Source organism: Brachybacterium sp. GCM10030252 (assembly GCF_042666535.1).
GTDB lineage: Bacteria > Actinomycetota > Actinomycetes > Actinomycetales > Dermabacteraceae > Brachybacterium.
In genome coordinates this window covers 245568-263938 of sequence record NZ_JBHTDM010000010.1, presented here as the reverse complement: position 1 = coordinate 263938, position 18371 = coordinate 245568, and the positions used below count along the sequence as shown (strand labels likewise).

Here is an 18371-nt window from a genome sequence, read left to right as displayed (position 1 = left end):
CTCGAGTACTCGACCCCGATCGAGGTTGAGGCCGCCTACGCTGAGTCCCGGGAGCCCTCACCGGCCCCCGCATAGAAAGCGGAACGGAAGCCAGGGCGCTTCACTACGCCACCTCGGCATCGGCCGCGCCCACATCGGCGAAGCCATCCTCATGCTCATCCACGACAACCACGTCATCACATCCAACGCCGCCACCGGCGAAGTCATCACCGAACACATCATCGACCCCGCCAAGAACTACCAGCGCCCCCAACAGCGAACCCCCACAGCCACGCCCCCAGCAGCCCCGCCGCCACCAACAGCGAACCCACGAAAAAAATCCTGAGCCGCGCCACCGTTCGTAAACGATGACGCGACTCAGGACATTCGGTGGAGCTAGGGGGATTCGAACCCCCGACCTTCTCATTGCGAACGAGACGCGCTACCAACTGCGCCATAGCCCCATGTCGCGCGGCGACCACGACAGATTAGCACTGAGCGGGCCGAGGCGCCGACTCGTCGCGGGACCCTTGACGAGGATCACAGATCCTCCGCCTCGACCATCGGACCTCACCGAGCGGCGAGGCGGGCGTCCTGGACCTGCTGCATCAGCTCGTCGAGCACGTCGATCCGCTCGGGCCCGGTGCACGCGACGTAGGCGGGCTGGAGATGGTCCGGACGGGCCGCGTCACCGGTGCCGGGCCAGGTGCGCACCGAGCCGCCTGCGCGGCGCAGGATGTGGAAGCCGGCTGCGATGTCCCAGGAGTTGATGGTGCCCAGCGCGGTGGCGTCGGCCCACCCCGCCGCGACGTAGGCCAGCTCGATCGCTGCCGAGCCGAGATGACGGACGGCCGAGACGTCGAGGGCCATGCGGACGTTCGCCTGCGCGGCCAGCTCCGGCAGTTCCTCGGTGACCCGGTGACCTGGGAACCCGGAGAGCACCAGGGCATCCGCTGCGGGGCGCGTGGAACGCGGCTGGATCGGGACCCCGTCGAGCAGGGCAGGCCCGTCGGCCGCGGAGAAGACCGTCCCGAGGATCGGCAGGTCGATGACGCCGGCGACGAGCTCGTCATCCACGGCGACGCCGATCGAGATGCAGAACAGCGGCAGTCCGGCGGCGAAGTTGCTGGTGCCGTCGATGGGGTCGACGTAGAAGGTCACGACCGGCCCCTCCGCGGGAGCGTCCTCGACGGGCCGCTCTCCGCCCTCCTCGCCGACGATGCGGCAGGTCGGCAGCAGTCGCCGCAGCTCGGAGACGACGATGTCCTCGCTGGCGCGGTCGTGCACGGTGACGATGTCGTGGCTGGAGGTCTTGTACTCCCGCGCCAGGTGGTCGCGGTCCAGCGAACGGATGTAATCGGCCGCGAGCGTCGCCGCCGAGCTGGCGATCTCCAGCAGCTGCGACGGCGCGGGGACGGGCTCTGACGGGGTGCGGGGCGCGGAGGAGATGCTCATCGCGACCAGAATATGTCGCTCCGGACCCGGCGCGCCGCCCCCGTCAGGGGGTGGGACCGTCACGCTCGTCCGCGGCCCCGAGACGTGTGGGGCCCGGGGTCGCGCCGGCCGGCGGCAGGCGTCGAATCGGTGCGCGGGGCCTGCGAGGTCAGGCGCCGCGGCGCCGTGCGAGGACCTCGTCGAGGCGGAGGTCGAGCGCCGGTGCGAACTCCTCATCGGCCGCTTCGAGCTCCTCGACATCGGCATTCTCGAGCGGCACCGAAGTGGCCTGCATGCTCTGACGATGAGCGGCATGCCGGGTGGCGAGATCCTCGACCTCGCCATGCAGGGCGTAGGTGGGGCGCGGGACCGGGCGCGGCGTCCACTCCCCCGCGGCGGCGACATGGTGGGCGGCGCGCTCGGTCACGGCCTCGAGGGGTTCGCGCCGAGCCGGCGCGTCCTGGTCCGGCTGCGAGGTCTCCGGCTTCGTCGGCGAGCTCGTGCCGGCCTCGGCCGCGCGGCGGGCGTTCTCCTGCTCGGCCCGCTGCCGGCGGGCGAGGGTCGCGGCGCGGGTGAGGCGGGCCCTGCGCTCCAGCTCGGCGCGGCGGAGTCCGACCAGATAGGCGGCGAGGCCGATCACGGCGATGGCGGGCACCCACCACGGGGCGACCTGCACGGCCGCGAGAGCGGTCAGGGCCAGTGATCCCAGCAGCAGAACGGTCAGCACGGTCCGCTGGACGCGGCGCGAGCGCGCACGCTCCTCGAGGTGGTCGATGCGGATACCGGGCACGGCGTCGAACCGGGGACGGCTGGTGGGGTCGGCAGGGCGCAGGAGCAGACGGTCCTGGGACATGGGGGCATTCACCTCACGGGACGAACGGCGGGAGTGGACGGCTGCGGACAGATCCCGCGCCTCCGAGGTCATCTCGGTGAGTTCAGCTGCGCGGGCGCGCCCCATCACGTCGCGACGGCTCGCGGTGCGCGGGAGGGCATAGGCCACCCACAGCAGCAGCAGCAGGCCGAAGAGCACGGCCCCGAGGTTGATGGACTCCACACCGACACAGTAATGACACCGATGTGATTTCCCTGGTCACGTGGCGGGCGTGTCGCGGGGGAACTCTCTGTGAAGTCGGGCGAGGACCCCACGGCCCTGATCGTCCGTGGCGACTTCATCGGCGGTGAGCGCGAAGACGAGGTGATCCCGCCAGGCCCCGTCGACGTGGATCGCGGAACGGCGCAGCCCTTCCGATCGCAGGTGGAGCTTCTCCACCACGCGCAGGCTCGCCGCGTTGTCGGGCCGCACCGTGACCTCGATACGGTGCAGACCCAGCTCGGCGAAGAGATGGTCGATCACCAGGGCGGCCGCGCGCGGGACCATCCCGTGACCGGCCTGACCGCGGTCGATCCAATAGCCCAGCACTGCCGAGCGCAGGGCGCCGTACTGGATGGGGCCGGCCGTGATCTGCCCGGCCAGCCGGCCGCGGACGGTGATCGCCAGGGGCAGATGAACCCCCAGCCTGGCCTGCTGCTCGTTCCAGCGGCGCACCGTGGAGAACGGCAGCTGCCGAGCGTCGCGCTCGGGATCGGTGGCGTCCCAGGGGCGCAGCCAGTCGCTGTTGCGCTGACGCAGGCGCTCGAAATCGGAACGGTCGCGTCGCCGCAGGGGGCGCAGCGTCAGCTCCCCATCGCGCAGGGTCAGCGGCCAGACATGAACCATCGCGTCATCGTAGACGCGGCGATGCCTCCGTGCGCAGGTGGTTCACGGAGCCCGTGGAGTCCTGTGGGACTCTGGTGCCATGGGCGCGGACACGGACCCGGACGCGATCATCCGGCGCAAGCGCGAGCTGCGCAGCACGCTGCGCGCCCGCCGCTGGCAGCGCTATGGCGGTGACTCCGGTTCCCGGCGCCGCGAGCAGGAGGCGGGACGGCTGCTCGAGCACGCCGCTCCCCTCGTCTCCCGTCTCGAGGCGCAGGCGGCCCGCGGCGGCGCCCCGCTGGTCGCCGCCTATCACCCCACGCCCACCGAGGCCGACGTGATGCCGCTGGTGGGTGCGCTCGCCGCCGCGGGCGCCGAGCTGATCTTCCCCGCGGCCGCCGGACGCGAGCTCGAATGGGTGAGGTGGGACGGCCTCTCCGGCTTCGTCGACTCCCCCGGTCGCGGCTTCGGGAAGGAGCCCACCGGTGCCCGGCTCGGACCGGACGCCCTGGCAGGCGCGGCCCTCGTGCTGCTCCCGGCCGTGGCGGTGGACCGATCCGGGACCCGGATCGGTCACGGCGCCGGGTACTACGACCGCGCGCTGACCGCCGTCCGCGTGGGCACACCGGTGGTGGCCGTCGTCCACCCCGACGAGCTGCTGGAGGCCGGGACCCTGCCGCGCGCCGCCCACGACGTCCCTGTGCCCGCGGTGCTCACGGCCGACGGTCTCGTCTGGCTGGTCACGAACGACGCGTCCTGAGCACCTCGGGCACGTCGGCGGCCGTAGAATCATTCCGGCCGCGTCGCCCGCGGCCGCGTTGCGACGAACATCCCGGAGGATTCCGCGTGCCTACCTATGTCTACGCCTGCAAGAGCTGCGGGCATCGCTTCGAGAAGTACCAGAGCTTCAGCGAGTCCTCGCTGGTGACCTGCCCCGAGTGCACGCAGGATGCGCTGCGCAAGGTCTTCGACTCGGTGGGCATCGTCTTCAAGGGCTCCGGCTTCTACTCCACCGACTCCGCGAAGTCGGAGACGGCCTCGGTCGAGTCCGGCAAGGGCGGGTCCGCTTCCGGTTCGGCGTCGACCGAGTCGGGCGCGAGCGGTTCCGGGGATTCCGGGGCCGGCAGCTCCGGCGACTCCGGCACCTCGGCCTCCACGCCGGCTGCCGCCTCGGCTGCGCCGGCATCCTGACGGTCTGGCGTGCTGACGTCCTGAACGGGCTCCGCCCCTCCGAAGGGGCATCCATGCCCTGATGTGCTCGCGGACGGCGCGACGGCGCGCGATGGTTCCTCCCCAGCGCGCCGTCGTCCACCGTGGGAGTGCGGCCTCGGATCGTGGCCCGGTTCCGGCCTAGCGTCGAGGCCATGTTCACACGGTTCCGCGCTCATCTGCCCGCTTGGCGACGTGCACTGCGCAGGCGCCGCCGCACCCTGATGGTGCTCGCCGTCGCCTTGCTGGCCGCCACCTTGGTGCCCACCCTGCTGCCGCCCGCCTCCCAGGGGACGCCGGTGGTGATCGCCGGCGCGGACCTCCCCGCGGGCACGGTCCTGGAACCAGGACACCTGCGCACCGTGCGCGTCGCCGCCGAACTCGTCCCCGACGGAACCGCGCAGTCCCCCGCGGAGGTGCTCGGCCAGGAGACCGCTCTCGCCGTCCCCTCGGGGACTCCGATCCTGTCCGGGCTGCTGGACGGGGGCGCCGCGGCGATCCCGGAGGGTTCCTCCCTGCTGGCGGTTCCGGTTCCCGCTGTGCTGACGCCCCATCTCGGTCCTGGGTCCGAGATCGAGGTGCTCACCTCGTCTCCCGTGACCGCCGGCACGACAGCCACACCGGCCCGCGTCGTCGAGCTCTCCGAGGACGGGGAGGGAGAGGCTGCCGTGCTCGATGCGGGGTCAGCGGGGCAGGCGTACGTGCTCGTCGCCGTCGACCGGAGCCGAACCGCCGAGCTCGCGCGCGCGATCGGCGAGGGAGCGGTGACGATCTCGATCATCGGCTAGAGTCCCGATGAGTCCGCTCTGTCGACTCTCCCCGTCCCACTCCTCAGTAAGGATGACCCATGAAGGGCTTCAAGGACTTCATCATGCAGGGCAACGTCATCGATCTCGCGGTCGGTGTCGTGATCGGCGGTGCGTTCACCGCCCTGATCGGTGCGTTCGTGGAATACCTGATCCAGCCCGTGATCAACGTGTTCGGCGGCAGCGGGAACACCAACGGTCTCGCCTGGCAGATCACCAACGAGGCGACGGTGGTCAACTTCGGCGCCATCATCTCCGCGATCATCGCCTTCCTGATCACCGCAGCCGTGGTGTACTTCGTCTTCGTCCTGCCCATGACGCAGGCCCGCAAGTTCGACCGCAAGCGCCGCGGCCTCCCGGTGGAGGAGGAGACCACCGCGCCGGAGGACGTCCAGCTGCTGACCGAGATCCGCGACCTGCTCCAGGCCCAGGCCGGCGGCACCGCCCGGCCCGGCACCACCCCGCCCCAGATCTGAGGACCTCGCACCCCTGAGTAAGAACACCGGTGCTGCGGCACCACACTCCCGTGACGCGGGGCGGACCCGAGCGGCCCCGCCCCGCGTCGATCATGTGGATCCCCCCGCGCGGGGAACCGAGCCGGACTCCTCCTGCGAATCCCTGCCGGATCCCGCCATCGACATGGTGACCGGGTGGTTCAGCCGTGAGGGGCGCGACCTCCCGTGGCGCCACGAGCACGTCTCGGCGTGGGCCATCCTCGTCTCCGAGGTGATGCTCCAGCAGACCCCGGTGGTGCGTGTGCTCCCCCGCTGGCGCGACTGGATCGAGCAGTGGCCCACTCCGGCCGACCTCGCCGATGCGCCGACGGCCGAGGTGCTGCAGCGCTGGGACCGGCTCGGGTATCCGCGGCGAGCCCTGCGCCTGCAGGAATGCGCGCGGGCGATCGTGCGAGAGCACGGCGGAGAGGTCCCGCGCGGAGAGGATGCTCTGCGCGCACTGCCCGGCATCGGTGAGTACACCGCCGCCGCGATCACCGCCTTCGCCCATCATGAGCGGGCCGTGGTGGTCGATACCAACATCCGGCGGGTGCTGGCGCGCGCGGTCCAGGGCAAGGCTCTGCCGGCACCGTCGTACAGCGCTGCCGAACGCGCGCTCGCGACGCGCACCCTCCCCCTCGAGCGTCGACGGTCCGTGCAGTGGAACCGAGCGGTCATGGAACTCGGGGCGCTGGTGTGCACTGCCCGTTCCCCGCGCTGCGAGCAGTGTCCGCTGGCCGGGGCCGGATGCGCGTGGTTCGCCGCAGGCCGGCCCGCCACCGAGGACGGCGCGCGGCGCCGGCAGGCCTTCGAGGGCACCGACCGGCAGATGCGAGGCCAGATCATGGCCGTGCTGAGGCGAGACGGCGACGCGACACGGTCCACTTTGCTGGCTCTGGATACCGCCGACGCCGCACGGGTCGAACGCTGCGCGAACTCCCTGGTGGCCGACGGGCTCGCCGTGCGTCAGCAGGACGGGCTGCGCCTGCCCTGACGTGCAGCTGTCGGCATCTGCCCAGCCGACTACTCGGGCCTGGCCCGCCCGTCCAGCTGCTTGATCATGCGCGTATTGCCGAGCGTGTTCGGCTTGACCCGCGCGAGGTCCAGGAACTCGGCGATGCCTTCGTCGGGCGAGCGCAGGAGCTGGTTGTAGATCTCCGGGTCGACGTCCTCGGACATCACCTCGAAGCCGTGCCGGGAGAAGAACTCCACCTCGAAGGTCAGGCAGAACACGCGGCTCAGCCCCAGCTCCGTCGCCCGCTCCAGCAGTGCGAGCAGCATCCGATGGCCCAGCCCGGTGCCGCGCTGATCATCACGCACCGCGAGGGTGCGGACCTCGGCGAGGTCCTCCCACATGACGTGCAACGCGCCGCACCCGACGACATCGCCCTCCTCGTCGACGGCGACCAGGAACTCCTGGACCGCTTCGTAGTAGGAGACCAGGTCCTTGCCGAGCAGGATGCCCGTATGCGTCATCGGTTCGACGAGGCGGTTGATGCCCCGCACGTCCGCAGGAAGCGCGGGCCGGATACTGACGCTCACGACGGTCTGTCCTCTTCTCGGGCGGGAACTCTGGCGGGGTCCTCGGATCCCGGGGAGTCGCGGGAAGCTCCGGGGTCGCGCGGATCTGCGGAGCCGAGGGCATCCGGTGAGTCGCTGGGAGCTGCGTTGTCGCCGGGGTCCGGTGAGTCCGTGAGGGCTGGGGAGTCGCGGCGATCGGTGGCCTGCTCGGGATCGGTGTCCTCGTCCGTCCCCGCGGCGTCACCGGAGTCGTCGTCCTCCCCGACCCGGTCACGCACGGCATCACCGCGACGTTCCGCGCGTCGGTCCAGCACCCGGTGAACCGTGTTGATCGCTCGCTCCACGACCAGGGCGAGCACTCCGGCGGCCACCAGGGCCACGGTGATCGCCATCAGATGATTGTCCTCGAACCACGAGCCGGCCACCACGCCGATCGCACAGGAGTAGACCGCCCACACGAACGTGGACAGCAGTGAGCGCGGCCAGAACTTGCGGTGGGGGTAGTGCACCGCCCCGGCCACCAGGTTCACGGCGGTGCGGCCGAAGGGGATGTAGCGGGCGGTCATGAGGAACAGCAGAGCGCGCCGCTGCAGGCCGCGGTCGGCGGCGTCCACCGCGCGTCGGCCCTTGCCCTCGCGCAGGAACCTGAAGCGCTCCCAGCCGACCTTGTTCCCAAGCAGGTACCCCAGGTTGTCGCCGCTCCAGGCACCGAGCCAGGCGGCCAAGCCGATGAGGATGATCGAGGGCCTGCCCGAGCTCGCCCACAGCGAGGACAGCGTCACGATGGTCGATTCGCTGGGCACGGTCGGGAAGAACCCGTCGAGGGCGGCGAAGGCGTAGACGACCAGGTGGACCCACCACGCGTCCGCGACGGCGAGGATCCATTCCTCGATCTGCCCCGACAGGGACAGCAGCCAGTCGATGAATCCGCCCATGCGTCCTCTCCGTCCGCTGCCTCTGCTGGGGGCCCGGCGTCACCGCGCGGGCTCGTCGCCGCACGGGATGGGGCGAACCGCTCCCGATCGGCCGGAGATACGGCGGAGCGGGAGCGGTTCGTGAGCGGTCGGCCTCATGGAGGCCGGCCGACGTCGAGGGGCCGGCCCCGCCGCTGGGCGGGGCCGGCCCGATCAGGAGGCGCTGGCCTCCGCGTTGTCGTCCTCAGGGGCGCCCGCATTGTCGGGGCGGGCCAGATCCTCGGCCCTGGCCTGGGTCATCGACTCCACATCGATGTCCTCCGTGATCGGCTCCAGGGTGCCGTCGGCTCCGCGGCGGTTGAAGGTCAGCTCGCCGAGCAGCCCCTCGCCTTCGGAGTCGACCACGATCGTGTCGCCGACGTGGACCTGCCCGAAGAGGATCTTCTCCGAGAGGGCATCCTCGATGTCTCGCTGGATCGTCCGGCGCAGCGGCCGGGCACCGAGGACCGGGTCGTAGCCCTTGTCCGCGAGCAGCTTCTTGGCGCCCTCGGTGAGCTCGATCGTCATGTCCTTCTCGGCCAGGCGAGCCTCCAGCTTGGCGATCATCAGATCGACGATCTGGACGATCTCGTCCGGGGACAGCTGCGGGAAGACCACGACGTCGTCGACACGGTTGAGGAACTCCGGCTTGAAGTGCTGCTTGAGCTCCTCGTGGACCTTCGACTTCATCCGGTCGTAGTCGGTGTTCAGATCGCCGCCGGCGCTGAAGCCCATGGACACGCCCTTGGCGATGTCCCGGGTCCCGAGGTTGGTGGTCATGATGATCACGGTGTTCTTGAAGTCGACGATGCGACCCTGGGAATCCGTGAGGCGACCGTCCTCGAGGATCTGCAGCAGCGAGTTGAAGATGTCCACGTGGGCCTTCTCCACCTCGTCGAACAGCACCACGGAGAACGGCTTGCGGCGCACCTTCTCGGTGAGCTGACCGCCCTCGTCGTAGCCGACGTAGCCGGGGGGCGAGCCGAACAGGCGCGAGGCGGTGTGCTTCTCGCCGAACTCTGACATGTCCAGCTGGATGAGGGCGTCGTCGTCGCCGAAGAGGAACTCGGCGAGCGCCTTGGCCAGCTCCGTCTTGCCGACGCCCGTGGGGCCGGCGAAGATGAACGAGCCGCCGGGGCGCTTGGGATCCTTGAGCCCGGCACGGGTACGACGGATCGCCTGGGACATGGCCTTGATGGCCTCGTCCTGACCGATGACCCGCTTGTGCAGCTCGTCCTCCATGTGGAGCAGCCTGGAGGACTCCTCCTCGGTGAGCTTCACGATCGGGATGCCGGTCGCGGCCGCCAGCACCTCGGCGATGACCTCCTCGCCGACGGTGGTGACGACGTCGGACTCACCGTGGCGCCATGCCTGTTCCTTCTCATCGCGCTCGGACTTCAGCTGCTGCTCGGTGTCCCGGAGGGAGGCGGCGAGCTCGAAGTCCTGCCCGTCGATCGCCTCCTCCTTCTTCTTACGGGTCTCCTCGATCTTCGCGTCGAACTCCTTGAGCTCGGGCGGCGCGGTCAGGCGACGGATCCGCAGCCGGGCACCGGCCTCGTCGATCAGGTCGATCGCCTTGTCCGGCAGGAACCGGTCGTTGACGTACCGGTCGGCGAGATTGGCGGCGGCCACCAGAGCGGCATCGGTGATCGTCACCTTGTGGTGCGCCTCGTAGCGGTCACGCAGTCCCTTGAGGATCTCCACCGTGAGCGCGACCGAGGGCTGATCCACCTGGATCGGCTGGAAGCGGCGCTCGAGCGCGGCATCCTTCTCGATGTGCTTGCGGTACTCCTCCAGGGTGGTCGCCCCGATGGTCTGCAGCTCGCCACGGGCGAGCATGGGCTTGAGGATGCTGGCGGCGTCTATCGCGCCCTCGGCGGCACCTGCTCCCACGAGGGTGTGGATCTCGTCGATGAACAGGATGATGTCGCCGCGGGTGCGGATCTCCTTGAGCACCTTCTTCAGGCGCTCCTCGAAGTCACCGCGGTACCTCGAGCCCGCGACCAGCGAGCCGAGGTCGAGGGTGTAGAGCTGCTTGTCCTTGAGCGTCTCGGGGACGTCGCCGGCGACGATCGCCTCGGCCAGCCCCTCGACGACGGCGGTCTTGCCGACGCCGGGCTCGCCGATCAGCACGGGGTTGTTCTTGGTGCGGCGCGAGAGCACCTGCATGACCCGCTCGGCCTCCTTGTCCCGGCCGATGACCGGGTCGAGGTTGCCGTCGCGCGCGGCCTGGGTGAGGTTGCGGCCGAACTGGTCCAGCACGAGCGACCCGGAGGGCTGGCCCTCGGAGGGGCCGCCGGCGGTGGCCGGCTCCTTGCCCTGGTAGCCGGACAGGCGCTCGATGACCTCCTGGCGCACGGCCGACGGTTCGGCCTTGAGGCGGGAGAGCACCTTGACGGCGGTGCCCTCGCCCTCGCGCAGCAGGCCGAGCAGGATGTGCTCGGTGCCGATGTAGTTGTGGCCCAGCTGCAGCGCCTCGCGGAGGCTCAGCTCGAGCACCTTCTTCGCGCGGGGCGTGAAGGGGATGTGCCCGCTGGGGGTCTGGTTGCCTTCCCCGATGATGTCGCGAACCTGCTCGCGCACGGCATCGAGGGTCACGCCGAGGGCCTCGAGCGCCTTGGCGCCCACTCCCTCGGCTTCGTGGATGAGTCCCAGCAGGATGTGCTCGGTGCCGATGTAGTTGTGGTTCAGCAGCCGGGCCTCGTCCTGTGCCAGGACGACGACGCGACGGGCGCGATCGGTGAAGCGTTCGAACATGGTCCTCCCCCGTCCGGTGGTGGTGTTGCATCGAGACTACGCGCGTTCGCCGCGGATTCCCCGCCTGTTCGCCGCGGGCGTGATGCGGGAGGGGCCTGATCGCCTGCGGAGCGGGAACGGCACAGTCCGACCCCGTGGTCGGATGAGCCGCCCTGGGAGGATGCCGGCCCGTAGCATGATCATCCGACCTGTCCGTCCTCATCGTCAGGAGCACGCCATGGGAGCCATCGTCGGCGGAATCATTCTCTTCATCCTCGGCGCGATCGCGAGATTCGCTCTGGAGTTCGACCTGCCGGGCCTGGACTCGGCGATGCTCGGCACGATCCTCATGGTGGGCGGCGCCGTGCTGTTCGTCGTCGGCCTGCTGCTGATGCTGCGCTCGCGCAAGACCGTGGTCAACACCGAGAGCGGGCCGGGACGCACCGTCTCCGAGCGCCGGGATCCCCCGCCCACCGCCTGAGCCACCCTGAGGTGCTCCGCGCCGGCGACTGCTCCGCACTCGCGATCAGCACCTCGGCTAGCATCAGGATCACCGTGACCGGCACGAACACCGACCGGTCCGAGCGAGGAGTGGAGCGCGATGGCGGCACCGCATGCCGTGACGGACCGGGCTATCGATGCGATCAAGCAGATGATCATCGAGGGCGAGCTGGGCCCGGCCGATCGCCTGCCGCCCGAGAAGGAGCTGGCCGAGCGGATCGGGGTGAGCCGCAACTCCCTGCGCGAGGCGGTGAAAGCCCTCTCGGTGATCCGGGTGCTGGACGTGCGTCAGGGCGACGGCACCTACGTCAGCTCGCTGGCCCCGAACCTGCTGGTCGAGTCGCTGGGTTTCGTCCTGGATCTGCACCAGGGCTCCGCGGAGGGCAAGATCCTCGAAGTGCGGCGCCTGCTGGAGCCGACTGCGGTGGAGCAGGCGTGCCCGCATCTCAGTGAGCACGACGTCGAACGGCTCGAACAGCTGATGGTCGACCTCTCCGAGCAGTCCTCGGTCCAGGAGCTCGTCCAGGCGGACATCGACTTCCATCAGCTCATCGCCAGCCGCTGCCCCAACGCCTACCTGTCCTCCATGCTGGAGGGGCTCGCGAGCGCCACCGCGCGGGCCCGGGTCTGGCGCGGCCTGACCGAGGATTCGGCCGTCGAGCGCACCCTCGCCGAGCATCGCCGGATCCTCGATGCGCTGAAGGCCGGCCGCGGAGATCTGGCACGCGTCCATGCCGCGGCCCACATCGCCGGGGTCGAGAGCTGGATCCTCAAAGGCGCAGCGCTCGACTGACTCGACGGGGACGCCCCGATCCACCGGAGCGCCGCCGGCCGCATCCCGGTAGGCCGGTTCGCGACGTCAGACGTCGTGACCAGGACGGATGCTCAGATCTCCCAGACCTCTCAGACCTCGCAGACCTTTCAGGGCCGTGCACGCTCCAGCCGCCGGTAGACGCGAGCGGCGGTTCCGCTCCGGATCTCCTGGCGCTGGTCCGCTCCGAGCTCTGCGATCAGAGCCAGCAGGTCCGCCGTGCCCGATCCCAGGTCGAAGGCGGCCGGTGCGATCGGCCAGTCGCTGCCGAACATCAGTCGCTGCGGCCCGAACGCCTCCACGGCGGTCTCGACGGCCCAGCGCAGCTGCCGGGGCCGGCGCGATCCGGTCCCGCTGGTGGACAGTCCCGACAGCTTCGCCACGGCCGACGGGTGGGCGGCCAGATCGCGCAGGCCGCTTTCCCACTGCCCCATCGCCCGGTGGTCGCCGAGAGGAGGCTTGCCCAGGTGGTCGAGGACCACCGTCAGCCCGTCGACCTCCCCCACCACACGGGCGGCCTGGTCCAGGTGCCGCGGGAAGGCATCGGGGATGTCCAGCGGCAGCCCGCGCCCCGCGAGCAGAGCCAGGCTCTCGCGCACCTCGGGACGGTCGAGGAACCCGGGGTCGGGATCGTCATGGACCAGGTGCCGCACCCCGACGATCCGGTCCATCGCCTCCGCGTCGGCGAGCAGCTCCGCGGTCCGCGACGGATCCGCCAGCGGCAGCCAGGCCACGACGTCGGCCCGGACCACGGGACTGGGATCCTGCTCGATCCGGGCCGCTGCCCTCTGCAGGGCGCAGGTGTCGGCGAGGGTGTCGTCGGCCTGGACCAGGACGACACGGTCCACGCCGAGCCGGGCGTGCTGCGGGGCGGCCTCCTCCCAGCGGGAATCGCGGCGCAAGGGTTCCGGCGCGGTGTCCAGCCAGCCGTACCCTCCCCTCGAGAGGTCCCACAGGTGCAGGTGGGCATCGGTGATCCCCTCAGCCATCGATCGCCTGCCAGAGCTCCTCGGGGATCTCGCGCGCCATCCGCTCGAGGTTCTGCCGCACCTGGTCTCCGGTGCGCATCCCCAGGACGACAGAGCTGATCGCCGGGTGGCGCAGCGGATACCGCAGGGCGAGGTCGGGCAGTTCGGCCCCGTGCCTCCGCGCCAGGGCGGCCAGCTGACGGGCTCGCTCGAGGAGCTCGACGGGGGCGCCGGCGTATTCGTACCGGGCATCCTCCGCCACCTGGGGCCGCGAGAGGATGCCCGAATTGAACACGGACACGGCGACCACCTCGACGCCGTGCTCGCGGCACGCGGGCAGCAGTTCGCGCGCGGCGGGCTGTTCGAGCAGGGTGTAGCGGCCGGACAGCATGATCACGTCGACCATGCCGGTGCGCACGGCACGCGTCAGCACATCGACGTCCTTCGAGCCGACGCCCACCTGAGTGACCAGGCCCTCCTCGCGCATGGCGACCAGGGTGGGCAGGGCGTCGGCGAAGGCCTGCTCGGTGGGACCTTCCTCGGGGTCATGGAGATAGAGGATGTCCACCGCGTCCAGGCCGAGTCGTTCCACGGAGTCGGCGTGGCTGCGCCGGATGCCGGTCTCGCTCATGTCCCAGCGGCGCACGTGGTGGTCGGGGACGGCGAACCCGTGGGCGCTGTCGTCCCCGGTGCCGGGCCCCGGCTCGAGCAGCCGGCCGACCTTCGTCGAGAGCAGGTATTCCTCGCGCGGGTACTCCGCGAGCAGGGCGCCCAGTCGCCGTTCCGAGGTGCCCAGGCCGTAGTGGGGCGCGGTGTCGAACAGGCGGATGCCGCCGTCCCACGCCGCCTGCACGGCACCGGCGGCTTCCTCGTCGCTGGTCTCCCGGTAGAGATTGCCGAGCTGGGCGGCGCCGAAGCCGAGGGCGGGGAGCCGAGGCGCGCTCACGGCCGCGGCCCCGTGCCGGGCAGGCACCACACGTGCTCGATGCCCGTGTCGTCCCCCGCGTAGGAATCGGCGACCTCGAGGAACTGGTTGATGTGCTCCTGCCAGCGCTGGTTGGCGGGAGAGGCCGCCAGCATCTGGCGCATCGCGCGGTAGTCCTCCACCTCGACGAGGTGGAAGAGGTCGCGGCCGTCGCGCCAGATGCGCCAGGAGTGCACTCCGGCGCGGCGCAGCACCGGGTCGAGGTCCTCGGGGATCTCCTGATGCTCGCGGACGTAGTCCGCCTCGTGGCCGGGTGCGATACGGGTGTGCAGGGCGATGGTCTCCATCTCGCTCACTCCTTCGCGCTGTACGCCCGGGCCGGCGACTCCTCGAGCCACAGCTCGACGACGGGCAGCAGCACGTCGGGGCGCCGGATCGGCAGGGTCAGCGTCGCGACATCCTCGCCGATCCCGCCGATCGTGGTGTTCCACGCGGCCTGGCCCGGGTCGATCGTGCTCACGGCCACCTCGGACCCGTCGTGCAGGAACCGTGCGAATCGCACCCGGCCGGCCAGCCCCCGCAGATGCACGTGCTGCATGGGCCACACGGCCAGATGGACATAGAGTCGATCCCCGCGCTGGGTCAGGAACGCGCCCGGCGGTGCCTCGATCCCCTCGGCCGGGCCCGCGCCATGGATGGAATCGGCATGCACGTCCATCCAATCCGCCAGCCCCGCGAGGATCTCGCGGTCCGGCGGGGAGACGGCGCCGCGCCCGTCCGGGCCGACGTTCAACAGCAGATTGCCGCCCTTGGCGACGGAATCGACCAGCATCCGCACCAGCAGGTCCGGGCTCTTGTGGTCGAGGTTGTCGCGGTCGTAGCCCCAGCTGCCGTTGGTGGTCTGGCAGGCCTCCCAGCGCACCGGACTGCCGTCGGCCCCGGTCATCGGGGCGACCGGCTGATACTGCTCGGGGGTGACGAGGTCGCCGGGGATGCCGAGGCGGTCGTTGACCACGCACGTCGGCTGGAGCTCGCGGACCATCCCCAGCAGCGTGTCGGCGTCCCAGTCCTCGGGTCCCTTGCCGTGGGGGCCGGGGTCGGTGAAGTCGAAGAAGAGGTAGTCGATGGTCCCGTAGTTCGTCAGCAGCTCCCGGACCTGGGCGTGGAGGTACTCGCGATACCGAGCCATATTGCGCTCGGCATTCAGTGCGACGACGTCGGGCCGATCCCGCAGCGGATGGTTGTGGTCGATGGTGAAGTCCGGGTGGGCCCAGTCCAGCAGCGAATAGTAGAAGCCGACGTGGAGGCCTTCGGCGCGCATCGCGTCGACGAACTCGCGCACCAGGTCGCGCCCGCAGACGGCCGGTGCGGAGTAGTCGGTGTGCTGGGAGTCGAACAGGCAGAATCCCTCGTGGTGCTTCGTGGTCAGGACCGCATACCGCATGCCTGCCTGCCGGGCGCGCCCGGCGAGCTCGGCCGCGTCGAACCGGTCGGGGTCGAAGACCTCCGCGTAGCGTCCGTAGTCCTCGAGGGTGCGCTTCTCGCGGGTCATCGACCATTCGTGGCGCGCGGGGACGGCATACAGCCCGAAGTGGACGAAGAGACCGAAGCGCGCCTGGTCGAACCAGCCGTGGGGGTCCGCGTCGGCCTGCGGCGAGGCGGGTGGGTCAGGCGTGGGCGACATGGGCGGGATCCTTCCAGACGGGGCCGTCCGGGAACAGGTGCTCGCGGACGGAGGACTCGTGCATGCGGGCTCCGGAGCCGGCGGCGTCGGGGGCGCGATACGCGCCGTCCTCGATCCTGACCGGGTCCTCGAAATGTTCGTGCAGGTGGTGGACGTACTCGATGACCCGGTCCGGGCGCTCCCCCGCGACAGCCGCCGCGTCGAAGAAGGCGTAGTGCTGGACGAGCTCGCACAGGCCGACGCCACCACCGTGCGGGCAGACGGGGACACCGAACTTCGCGGCCAGCAGCAGGATCGCCACGTTCTCGTTGACTCCTCCGACACGTGCGGCATCGAGCTGGAGGACATCGACAGCGCCCGCCTGCAGCAGTTGTTTGGCGATGATCCGGTTGTGCATCTGTTCGCCGGTGGCGACCTTCACAGGCGACACCGCCCGACGGATCGCGGCATGGGCCAGCACATCATCAGGGCTGGTGGGCTCCTCGATCCAGGCCGGTCCCTCCGGCGCCAGGCGCTGCAGCCAGGCCACCGCCTCCTCGACGTCCCAGCGCTGGTTGGCATCCAGGGCGATCGGATACCCCGGTCCCAGTTCCTCGCGAGCGATCCGGAGCCGGCGGGCATCGTCCTCCACGTCGCCGCCGACCTTCAGCTTGACCATGCCGAAGCCCTCAGCACGCGCCTCCCGCAGCAGGCGCACGAGCTTCTCGTCGCTGTAGCCGAGCCACCCCGGAGAGGTGGTGTACGCAGGGATGCCGACCCCCTGGAGAGCGGCGATCCGCGCGGTCTTGCCCGGCTGCGCGCGACGAAGCAGCTCCAGCGCCTCCTGGCGGGTCAGGGCATCGGAGAGGTAACGGAAGTCGACGAGATCCACGATCTCCTCCGGCGAGAGCTGCGCCAGCAGCAGCCACAGCGGTACGCCCTCGCGCCGGGCCCGCAGATCCCACGCAGCGTTGACCACGGCACCGATCGCCATGTGCATGACGCCCTTCTCCGGGCCGAGCCAGCGCAGCTGGGAGTCGCCGACGAGCTCGCGGGAGAAGCCGCCGAGGTCCGACAGGAGAGCCTCGACGTCGCGCCCGACGACATGATCCGCCAGGGCCCGGATAGCGGCGCACTGGACGTCGTTGCCGCGTCCGATCGTGAACACGAGGGCGTAGCCAGCATTCCCATCGCTGGTCATCAGCTCCAGGTATGCCGCCGAGTAGTCCGGGTCCGGGTTCATGGCGTCGGAGCCGTCGAGGTCGCGCGACGTGGGGAAGCGGACGTCGTGGACCGTGATTCGCGCGATGGTGGTCAACGGGCAGAGCCTTCCCGAACGGCACTCACCGACACCGGCCCGGCATGCTCCTCCTGCATCGGGAGGCTGACGCCTTCGGCGGGCCAGTCATAGCCGGCAGGCAAATGGTCCAGGCCGATCGTGAGCCCTTCTGCAGGCCCTCCGATGAAGATGTGGCACTGTCCGTCCTTCTCGACGGCGCGGGCCCATTCCGCTCCCGGGATGTCCAGCTCACCGAGGCCCTGCGCACCGGAGAGATGTGGTTTGTGGATCGCCATGAAGTCTCCGAGTTCCTCGAGCGCCTTGACCTGGAGATCCGGGAGAGTGCCATCGGCCTTCGGGCCGACGTTCAGCAGCACCCGCCCATTCTTCGACGCTGCATCGACGACGTGACGGATCACGTCAGCGCCGGAGAGGTACTGCTCCGGACCTTCGACCTGGTTGTATCCGAAGGAGAGGCCGACACCCCGGCAGTTCTCCCATGCTTCGCCGTCAGGGATCGTCCCTGCTTGGTACTCCGTGGTGATGAAATCGTGGTGCGCTCCGGCGTATCGATCGTTTATCAGGCCTTCCGGGCGCTGGCGATAGAAGTACTCCAGCAGCTGCCCCAGCCCTCCCTCCTCGAAGTGGAAGTTCTCGTCCGGCCATCCGATGTCGTTCCACAGCACATCTGGCTCGTAGCGGTCGATCAGATCCCGAACGTGGGCGGAACAGTAAGCTCCATACGCGTCGTCGCGGGGCCGCTTGCGATCTCGTACATCCTCACCGCTAGTCAACGGCTCGGTGGGACGGACGTACCAGTCGAGCCCGCCGGAATAGTAGACGCCGAAACGGAGACCGGAATCCTTTGCTGCTCGCGCGATCTCCCCGACCAGGTCCCGTTTCGGGCCCCGGCGCACGGTATTGCGGCTCCCGGTCCCCGGCGCATCCCACAGCGGAATCCCGTCGTGGTGCTTGGTCGTCGGGACGACGTAGTCGGCTCCAGCGCGAACGAAGAGCTCGGTCCAGGACGCCGGATCAAACGCACTGGCGTCCCATCGGTCGAGGAAGTCGTCGTAGGGAGCATCACCGTGCACGCGGCGGTGGTGCACCTGTGCAGGTGAGCCTTCGATCCGAATCGTGTTGAAGTACCACTCCGCGTACGGATTGTGCGCGAACCAGCCTATGTCGTCCTCGATCGCACCCAGCTCGGCCGTCGGCTCCGCCCATGCCGGGACCGAGTAAGCCCCCCAGTGCACGAATATCCCCAGAGGTGATTCCCGGAACCACTCAGGCGTCCGGTGCGGTAACTGGTCCCATCGTTCCCCGTCACTCATAGCTTTTCCTTTTCCCTCAAACGACAACGATTCACTGTGCAGCTGCTCTCGCGCACCGGTGG

At 70.0% G+C, this 18371-nt stretch carries 19 protein-coding genes and 1 tRNA gene; 7 read left to right on the top strand and 13 right to left on the bottom strand.

The genetic code is table 11. The features are described from left to right. Positions 1–370: 370 nt before the first annotated feature. From ACFQRJ_RS11630 to ACFQRJ_RS11615, 4 genes are all read right to left on the bottom strand, one after another. Positions 371–443, bottom strand: a tRNA-Ala gene (locus ACFQRJ_RS11630). Positions 444–549: 106 nt separating this feature from the next. Further along, positions 550–1434: an inositol monophosphatase family protein gene (locus ACFQRJ_RS11625; RefSeq protein ID WP_377019266.1), complete on the bottom strand. Its 885-nt coding sequence runs from the start codon at positions 1432–1434 to the stop codon at positions 550–552. Positions 1435–1582: 148 nt separating this feature from the next. Then, positions 1583–2467: a hypothetical protein gene (locus ACFQRJ_RS11620; RefSeq protein WP_377019265.1), complete on the bottom strand. Its 885-nt coding sequence runs from the start codon at positions 2465–2467 to the stop codon at positions 1583–1585. A gap of 36 nt (positions 2468–2503) precedes the next feature. Beyond that, positions 2504–3130 carry a GNAT family N-acetyltransferase gene (locus ACFQRJ_RS11615; RefSeq protein ID WP_377019264.1) on the bottom strand — a complete coding sequence of 209 codons (627 nt, stop codon included), beginning with the start codon at positions 3128–3130 and terminating at the stop codon, positions 2504–2506. Between the two features lie 79 nt (positions 3131–3209). Between ACFQRJ_RS11615 and ACFQRJ_RS11610 the strand changes: the two genes are divergently transcribed. The 5 genes from ACFQRJ_RS11610 to ACFQRJ_RS11590 all read left to right on the top strand — a co-directional run bounded on the left by ACFQRJ_RS11610 (position 3210) and on the right by ACFQRJ_RS11590 (position 6612). After that, a complete protein-coding gene (locus tag ACFQRJ_RS11610; protein ID WP_377019263.1) occupies positions 3210–3869 on the top strand; it encodes a 5-formyltetrahydrofolate cyclo-ligase in 660 nt (219 codons plus the stop codon). A gap of 86 nt (positions 3870–3955) precedes the next feature. Continuing rightward, positions 3956–4300, top strand: a complete 345-nt coding sequence (locus ACFQRJ_RS11605) for an FmdB family zinc ribbon protein (RefSeq protein ID WP_377019262.1) — start codon at positions 3956–3958, stop codon at positions 4298–4300. A 173-nt stretch (positions 4301–4473) separates the two neighbouring features. Next, positions 4474–5106 carry an SAF domain-containing protein gene (locus ACFQRJ_RS11600; RefSeq protein ID WP_377019261.1) on the top strand — a complete coding sequence of 211 codons (633 nt, stop codon included), beginning with the start codon at positions 4474–4476 and terminating at the stop codon, positions 5104–5106. 59 nt (positions 5107–5165) lie between these two features. Continuing rightward, positions 5166–5600, top strand: coding sequence for a large conductance mechanosensitive channel protein MscL (gene mscL / locus ACFQRJ_RS11595; protein ID WP_377019259.1), 435 nt, complete (start codon positions 5166–5168; stop codon positions 5598–5600). A gap of 163 nt (positions 5601–5763) precedes the next feature. Further along, positions 5764–6612, top strand: a complete 849-nt coding sequence (locus tag ACFQRJ_RS11590; RefSeq protein WP_377019272.1) for an A/G-specific adenine glycosylase — start codon at positions 5764–5766, stop codon at positions 6610–6612. Positions 6613–6641: 29 nt separating this feature from the next. On the opposite strand, the gene ACFQRJ_RS11585 is transcribed toward ACFQRJ_RS11590, so the two are convergent. The 3 genes from ACFQRJ_RS11585 to ACFQRJ_RS11575 all read right to left on the bottom strand — a co-directional run bounded on the left by ACFQRJ_RS11585 (position 6642) and on the right by ACFQRJ_RS11575 (position 10849). Beyond that, positions 6642–7160 (bottom strand): amino-acid N-acetyltransferase, encoded by a 519-nt coding sequence (locus ACFQRJ_RS11585; RefSeq protein WP_377019258.1) that lies wholly within the window; start codon positions 7158–7160, stop codon positions 6642–6644. After that, entirely contained in the window at positions 7157–8074 is a 918-nt protein-coding gene (locus ACFQRJ_RS11580; protein WP_377019257.1) for a VTT domain-containing protein, read from the bottom strand. Before ACFQRJ_RS11580 ends, ACFQRJ_RS11585 begins: the two co-directional genes overlap by 4 nt. 192 nt (positions 8075–8266) lie before the next feature. Then, positions 8267–10849, bottom strand: a complete 2583-nt coding sequence (locus tag ACFQRJ_RS11575; protein WP_377019256.1) for an ATP-dependent Clp protease ATP-binding subunit — start codon at positions 10847–10849, stop codon at positions 8267–8269. A 217-nt stretch (positions 10850–11066) separates the two neighbouring features. Between ACFQRJ_RS11575 and ACFQRJ_RS11570 the strand changes: the two genes are divergently transcribed. Beyond that, positions 11067–11309 carry a DUF6458 family protein gene (locus ACFQRJ_RS11570; RefSeq protein WP_377019255.1) on the top strand — a complete coding sequence of 81 codons (243 nt, stop codon included), beginning with the start codon at positions 11067–11069 and terminating at the stop codon, positions 11307–11309. Between the two features lie 120 nt (positions 11310–11429). Then, a complete protein-coding gene (locus ACFQRJ_RS11565) occupies positions 11430–12122 on the top strand; it encodes a FadR/GntR family transcriptional regulator (RefSeq protein ID WP_377019254.1) in 693 nt (230 codons plus the stop codon). 128 nt (positions 12123–12250) lie between these two features. Here the strand turns inward: ACFQRJ_RS11565 and ACFQRJ_RS11560 are convergent, their stop codons facing one another. From ACFQRJ_RS11560 to ACFQRJ_RS11535, 6 genes are read right to left on the bottom strand one after another with little or no spacing between them, the layout of a single operon-like run. Continuing rightward, entirely contained in the window at positions 12251–13129 is an 879-nt protein-coding gene (locus tag ACFQRJ_RS11560) for an amidohydrolase family protein (protein ID WP_377019253.1), read from the bottom strand. Continuing rightward, positions 13122–14054, bottom strand: coding sequence for an aldo/keto reductase (locus tag ACFQRJ_RS11555; RefSeq protein ID WP_377019252.1), 933 nt, complete (start codon positions 14052–14054; stop codon positions 13122–13124). The genes ACFQRJ_RS11560 and ACFQRJ_RS11555 overlap by 8 nt, the downstream gene beginning before the upstream one ends. After that, positions 14051–14380 (bottom strand): L-rhamnose mutarotase, encoded by a 330-nt coding sequence (locus ACFQRJ_RS11550; RefSeq protein WP_377019251.1) that lies wholly within the window; start codon positions 14378–14380, stop codon positions 14051–14053. Before ACFQRJ_RS11550 ends, ACFQRJ_RS11555 begins: the two co-directional genes overlap by 4 nt. A 5-nt stretch (positions 14381–14385) precedes the next feature. Next, the gene (locus ACFQRJ_RS11545) at positions 14386–15717 is read right to left on the bottom strand and encodes an alpha-L-fucosidase (protein WP_377019249.1); all 1332 of its coding nucleotides are present in this window, start codon (positions 15715–15717) and stop codon (positions 14386–14388) included. Continuing rightward, positions 15701–17014: an enolase C-terminal domain-like protein gene (locus tag ACFQRJ_RS11540; RefSeq protein WP_377019248.1), complete on the bottom strand. Its 1314-nt coding sequence runs from the start codon at positions 17012–17014 to the stop codon at positions 15701–15703. The genes ACFQRJ_RS11545 and ACFQRJ_RS11540 overlap by 17 nt, the downstream gene beginning before the upstream one ends. Then, positions 17011–18309, bottom strand: coding sequence for an alpha-L-fucosidase (locus ACFQRJ_RS11535; protein ID WP_377019246.1), 1299 nt, complete (start codon positions 18307–18309; stop codon positions 17011–17013). Before ACFQRJ_RS11535 ends, ACFQRJ_RS11540 begins: the two co-directional genes overlap by 4 nt. Between the last annotated feature and the right edge of the window lie 62 nt (positions 18310–18371).

Coding starts and splice junctions, on each gene's coding strand:
- ACFQRJ_RS11625 (WP_377019266.1), bottom strand. CDS start 1,434: ATGAGCATCTCCTCCGCGCCCCGCACCCCGTCAGAGCCCGTCCCCGCG.
- ACFQRJ_RS11615 (WP_377019264.1), bottom strand. CDS start 3,130: ATGGTTCATGTCTGGCCGCTGACCCTGCGCGATGGGGAGCTGACGCTG.
- ACFQRJ_RS11610 (WP_377019263.1), top strand. CDS start 3,210: ATGGGCGCGGACACGGACCCGGACGCGATCATCCGGCGCAAGCGCGAG.
- ACFQRJ_RS11600 (WP_377019261.1), top strand. CDS start 4,474: ATGTTCACACGGTTCCGCGCTCATCTGCCCGCTTGGCGACGTGCACTG.
- mscL (WP_377019259.1), top strand. CDS start 5,166: ATGAAGGGCTTCAAGGACTTCATCATGCAGGGCAACGTCATCGATCTC.
- ACFQRJ_RS11590 (WP_377019272.1), top strand. CDS start 5,764: ATGGTGACCGGGTGGTTCAGCCGTGAGGGGCGCGACCTCCCGTGGCGC.
- ACFQRJ_RS11580 (WP_377019257.1), bottom strand. CDS start 8,074: ATGGGCGGATTCATCGACTGGCTGCTGTCCCTGTCGGGGCAGATCGAG.
- ACFQRJ_RS11575 (WP_377019256.1), bottom strand. CDS start 10,849: ATGTTCGAACGCTTCACCGATCGCGCCCGTCGCGTCGTCGTCCTGGCA.
- ACFQRJ_RS11570 (WP_377019255.1), top strand. CDS start 11,067: ATGGGAGCCATCGTCGGCGGAATCATTCTCTTCATCCTCGGCGCGATC.
- ACFQRJ_RS11565 (WP_377019254.1), top strand. CDS start 11,430: ATGGCGGCACCGCATGCCGTGACGGACCGGGCTATCGATGCGATCAAG.
- ACFQRJ_RS11560 (WP_377019253.1), bottom strand. CDS start 13,129: ATGGCTGAGGGGATCACCGATGCCCACCTGCACCTGTGGGACCTCTCG.
- ACFQRJ_RS11550 (WP_377019251.1), bottom strand. CDS start 14,380: ATGGAGACCATCGCCCTGCACACCCGTATCGCACCCGGCCACGAGGCG.
- ACFQRJ_RS11545 (WP_377019249.1), bottom strand. CDS start 15,717: ATGTCGCCCACGCCTGACCCACCCGCCTCGCCGCAGGCCGACGCGGAC.
- ACFQRJ_RS11535 (WP_377019246.1), bottom strand. CDS start 18,309: ATGAGTGACGGGGAACGATGGGACCAGTTACCGCACCGGACGCCTGAG.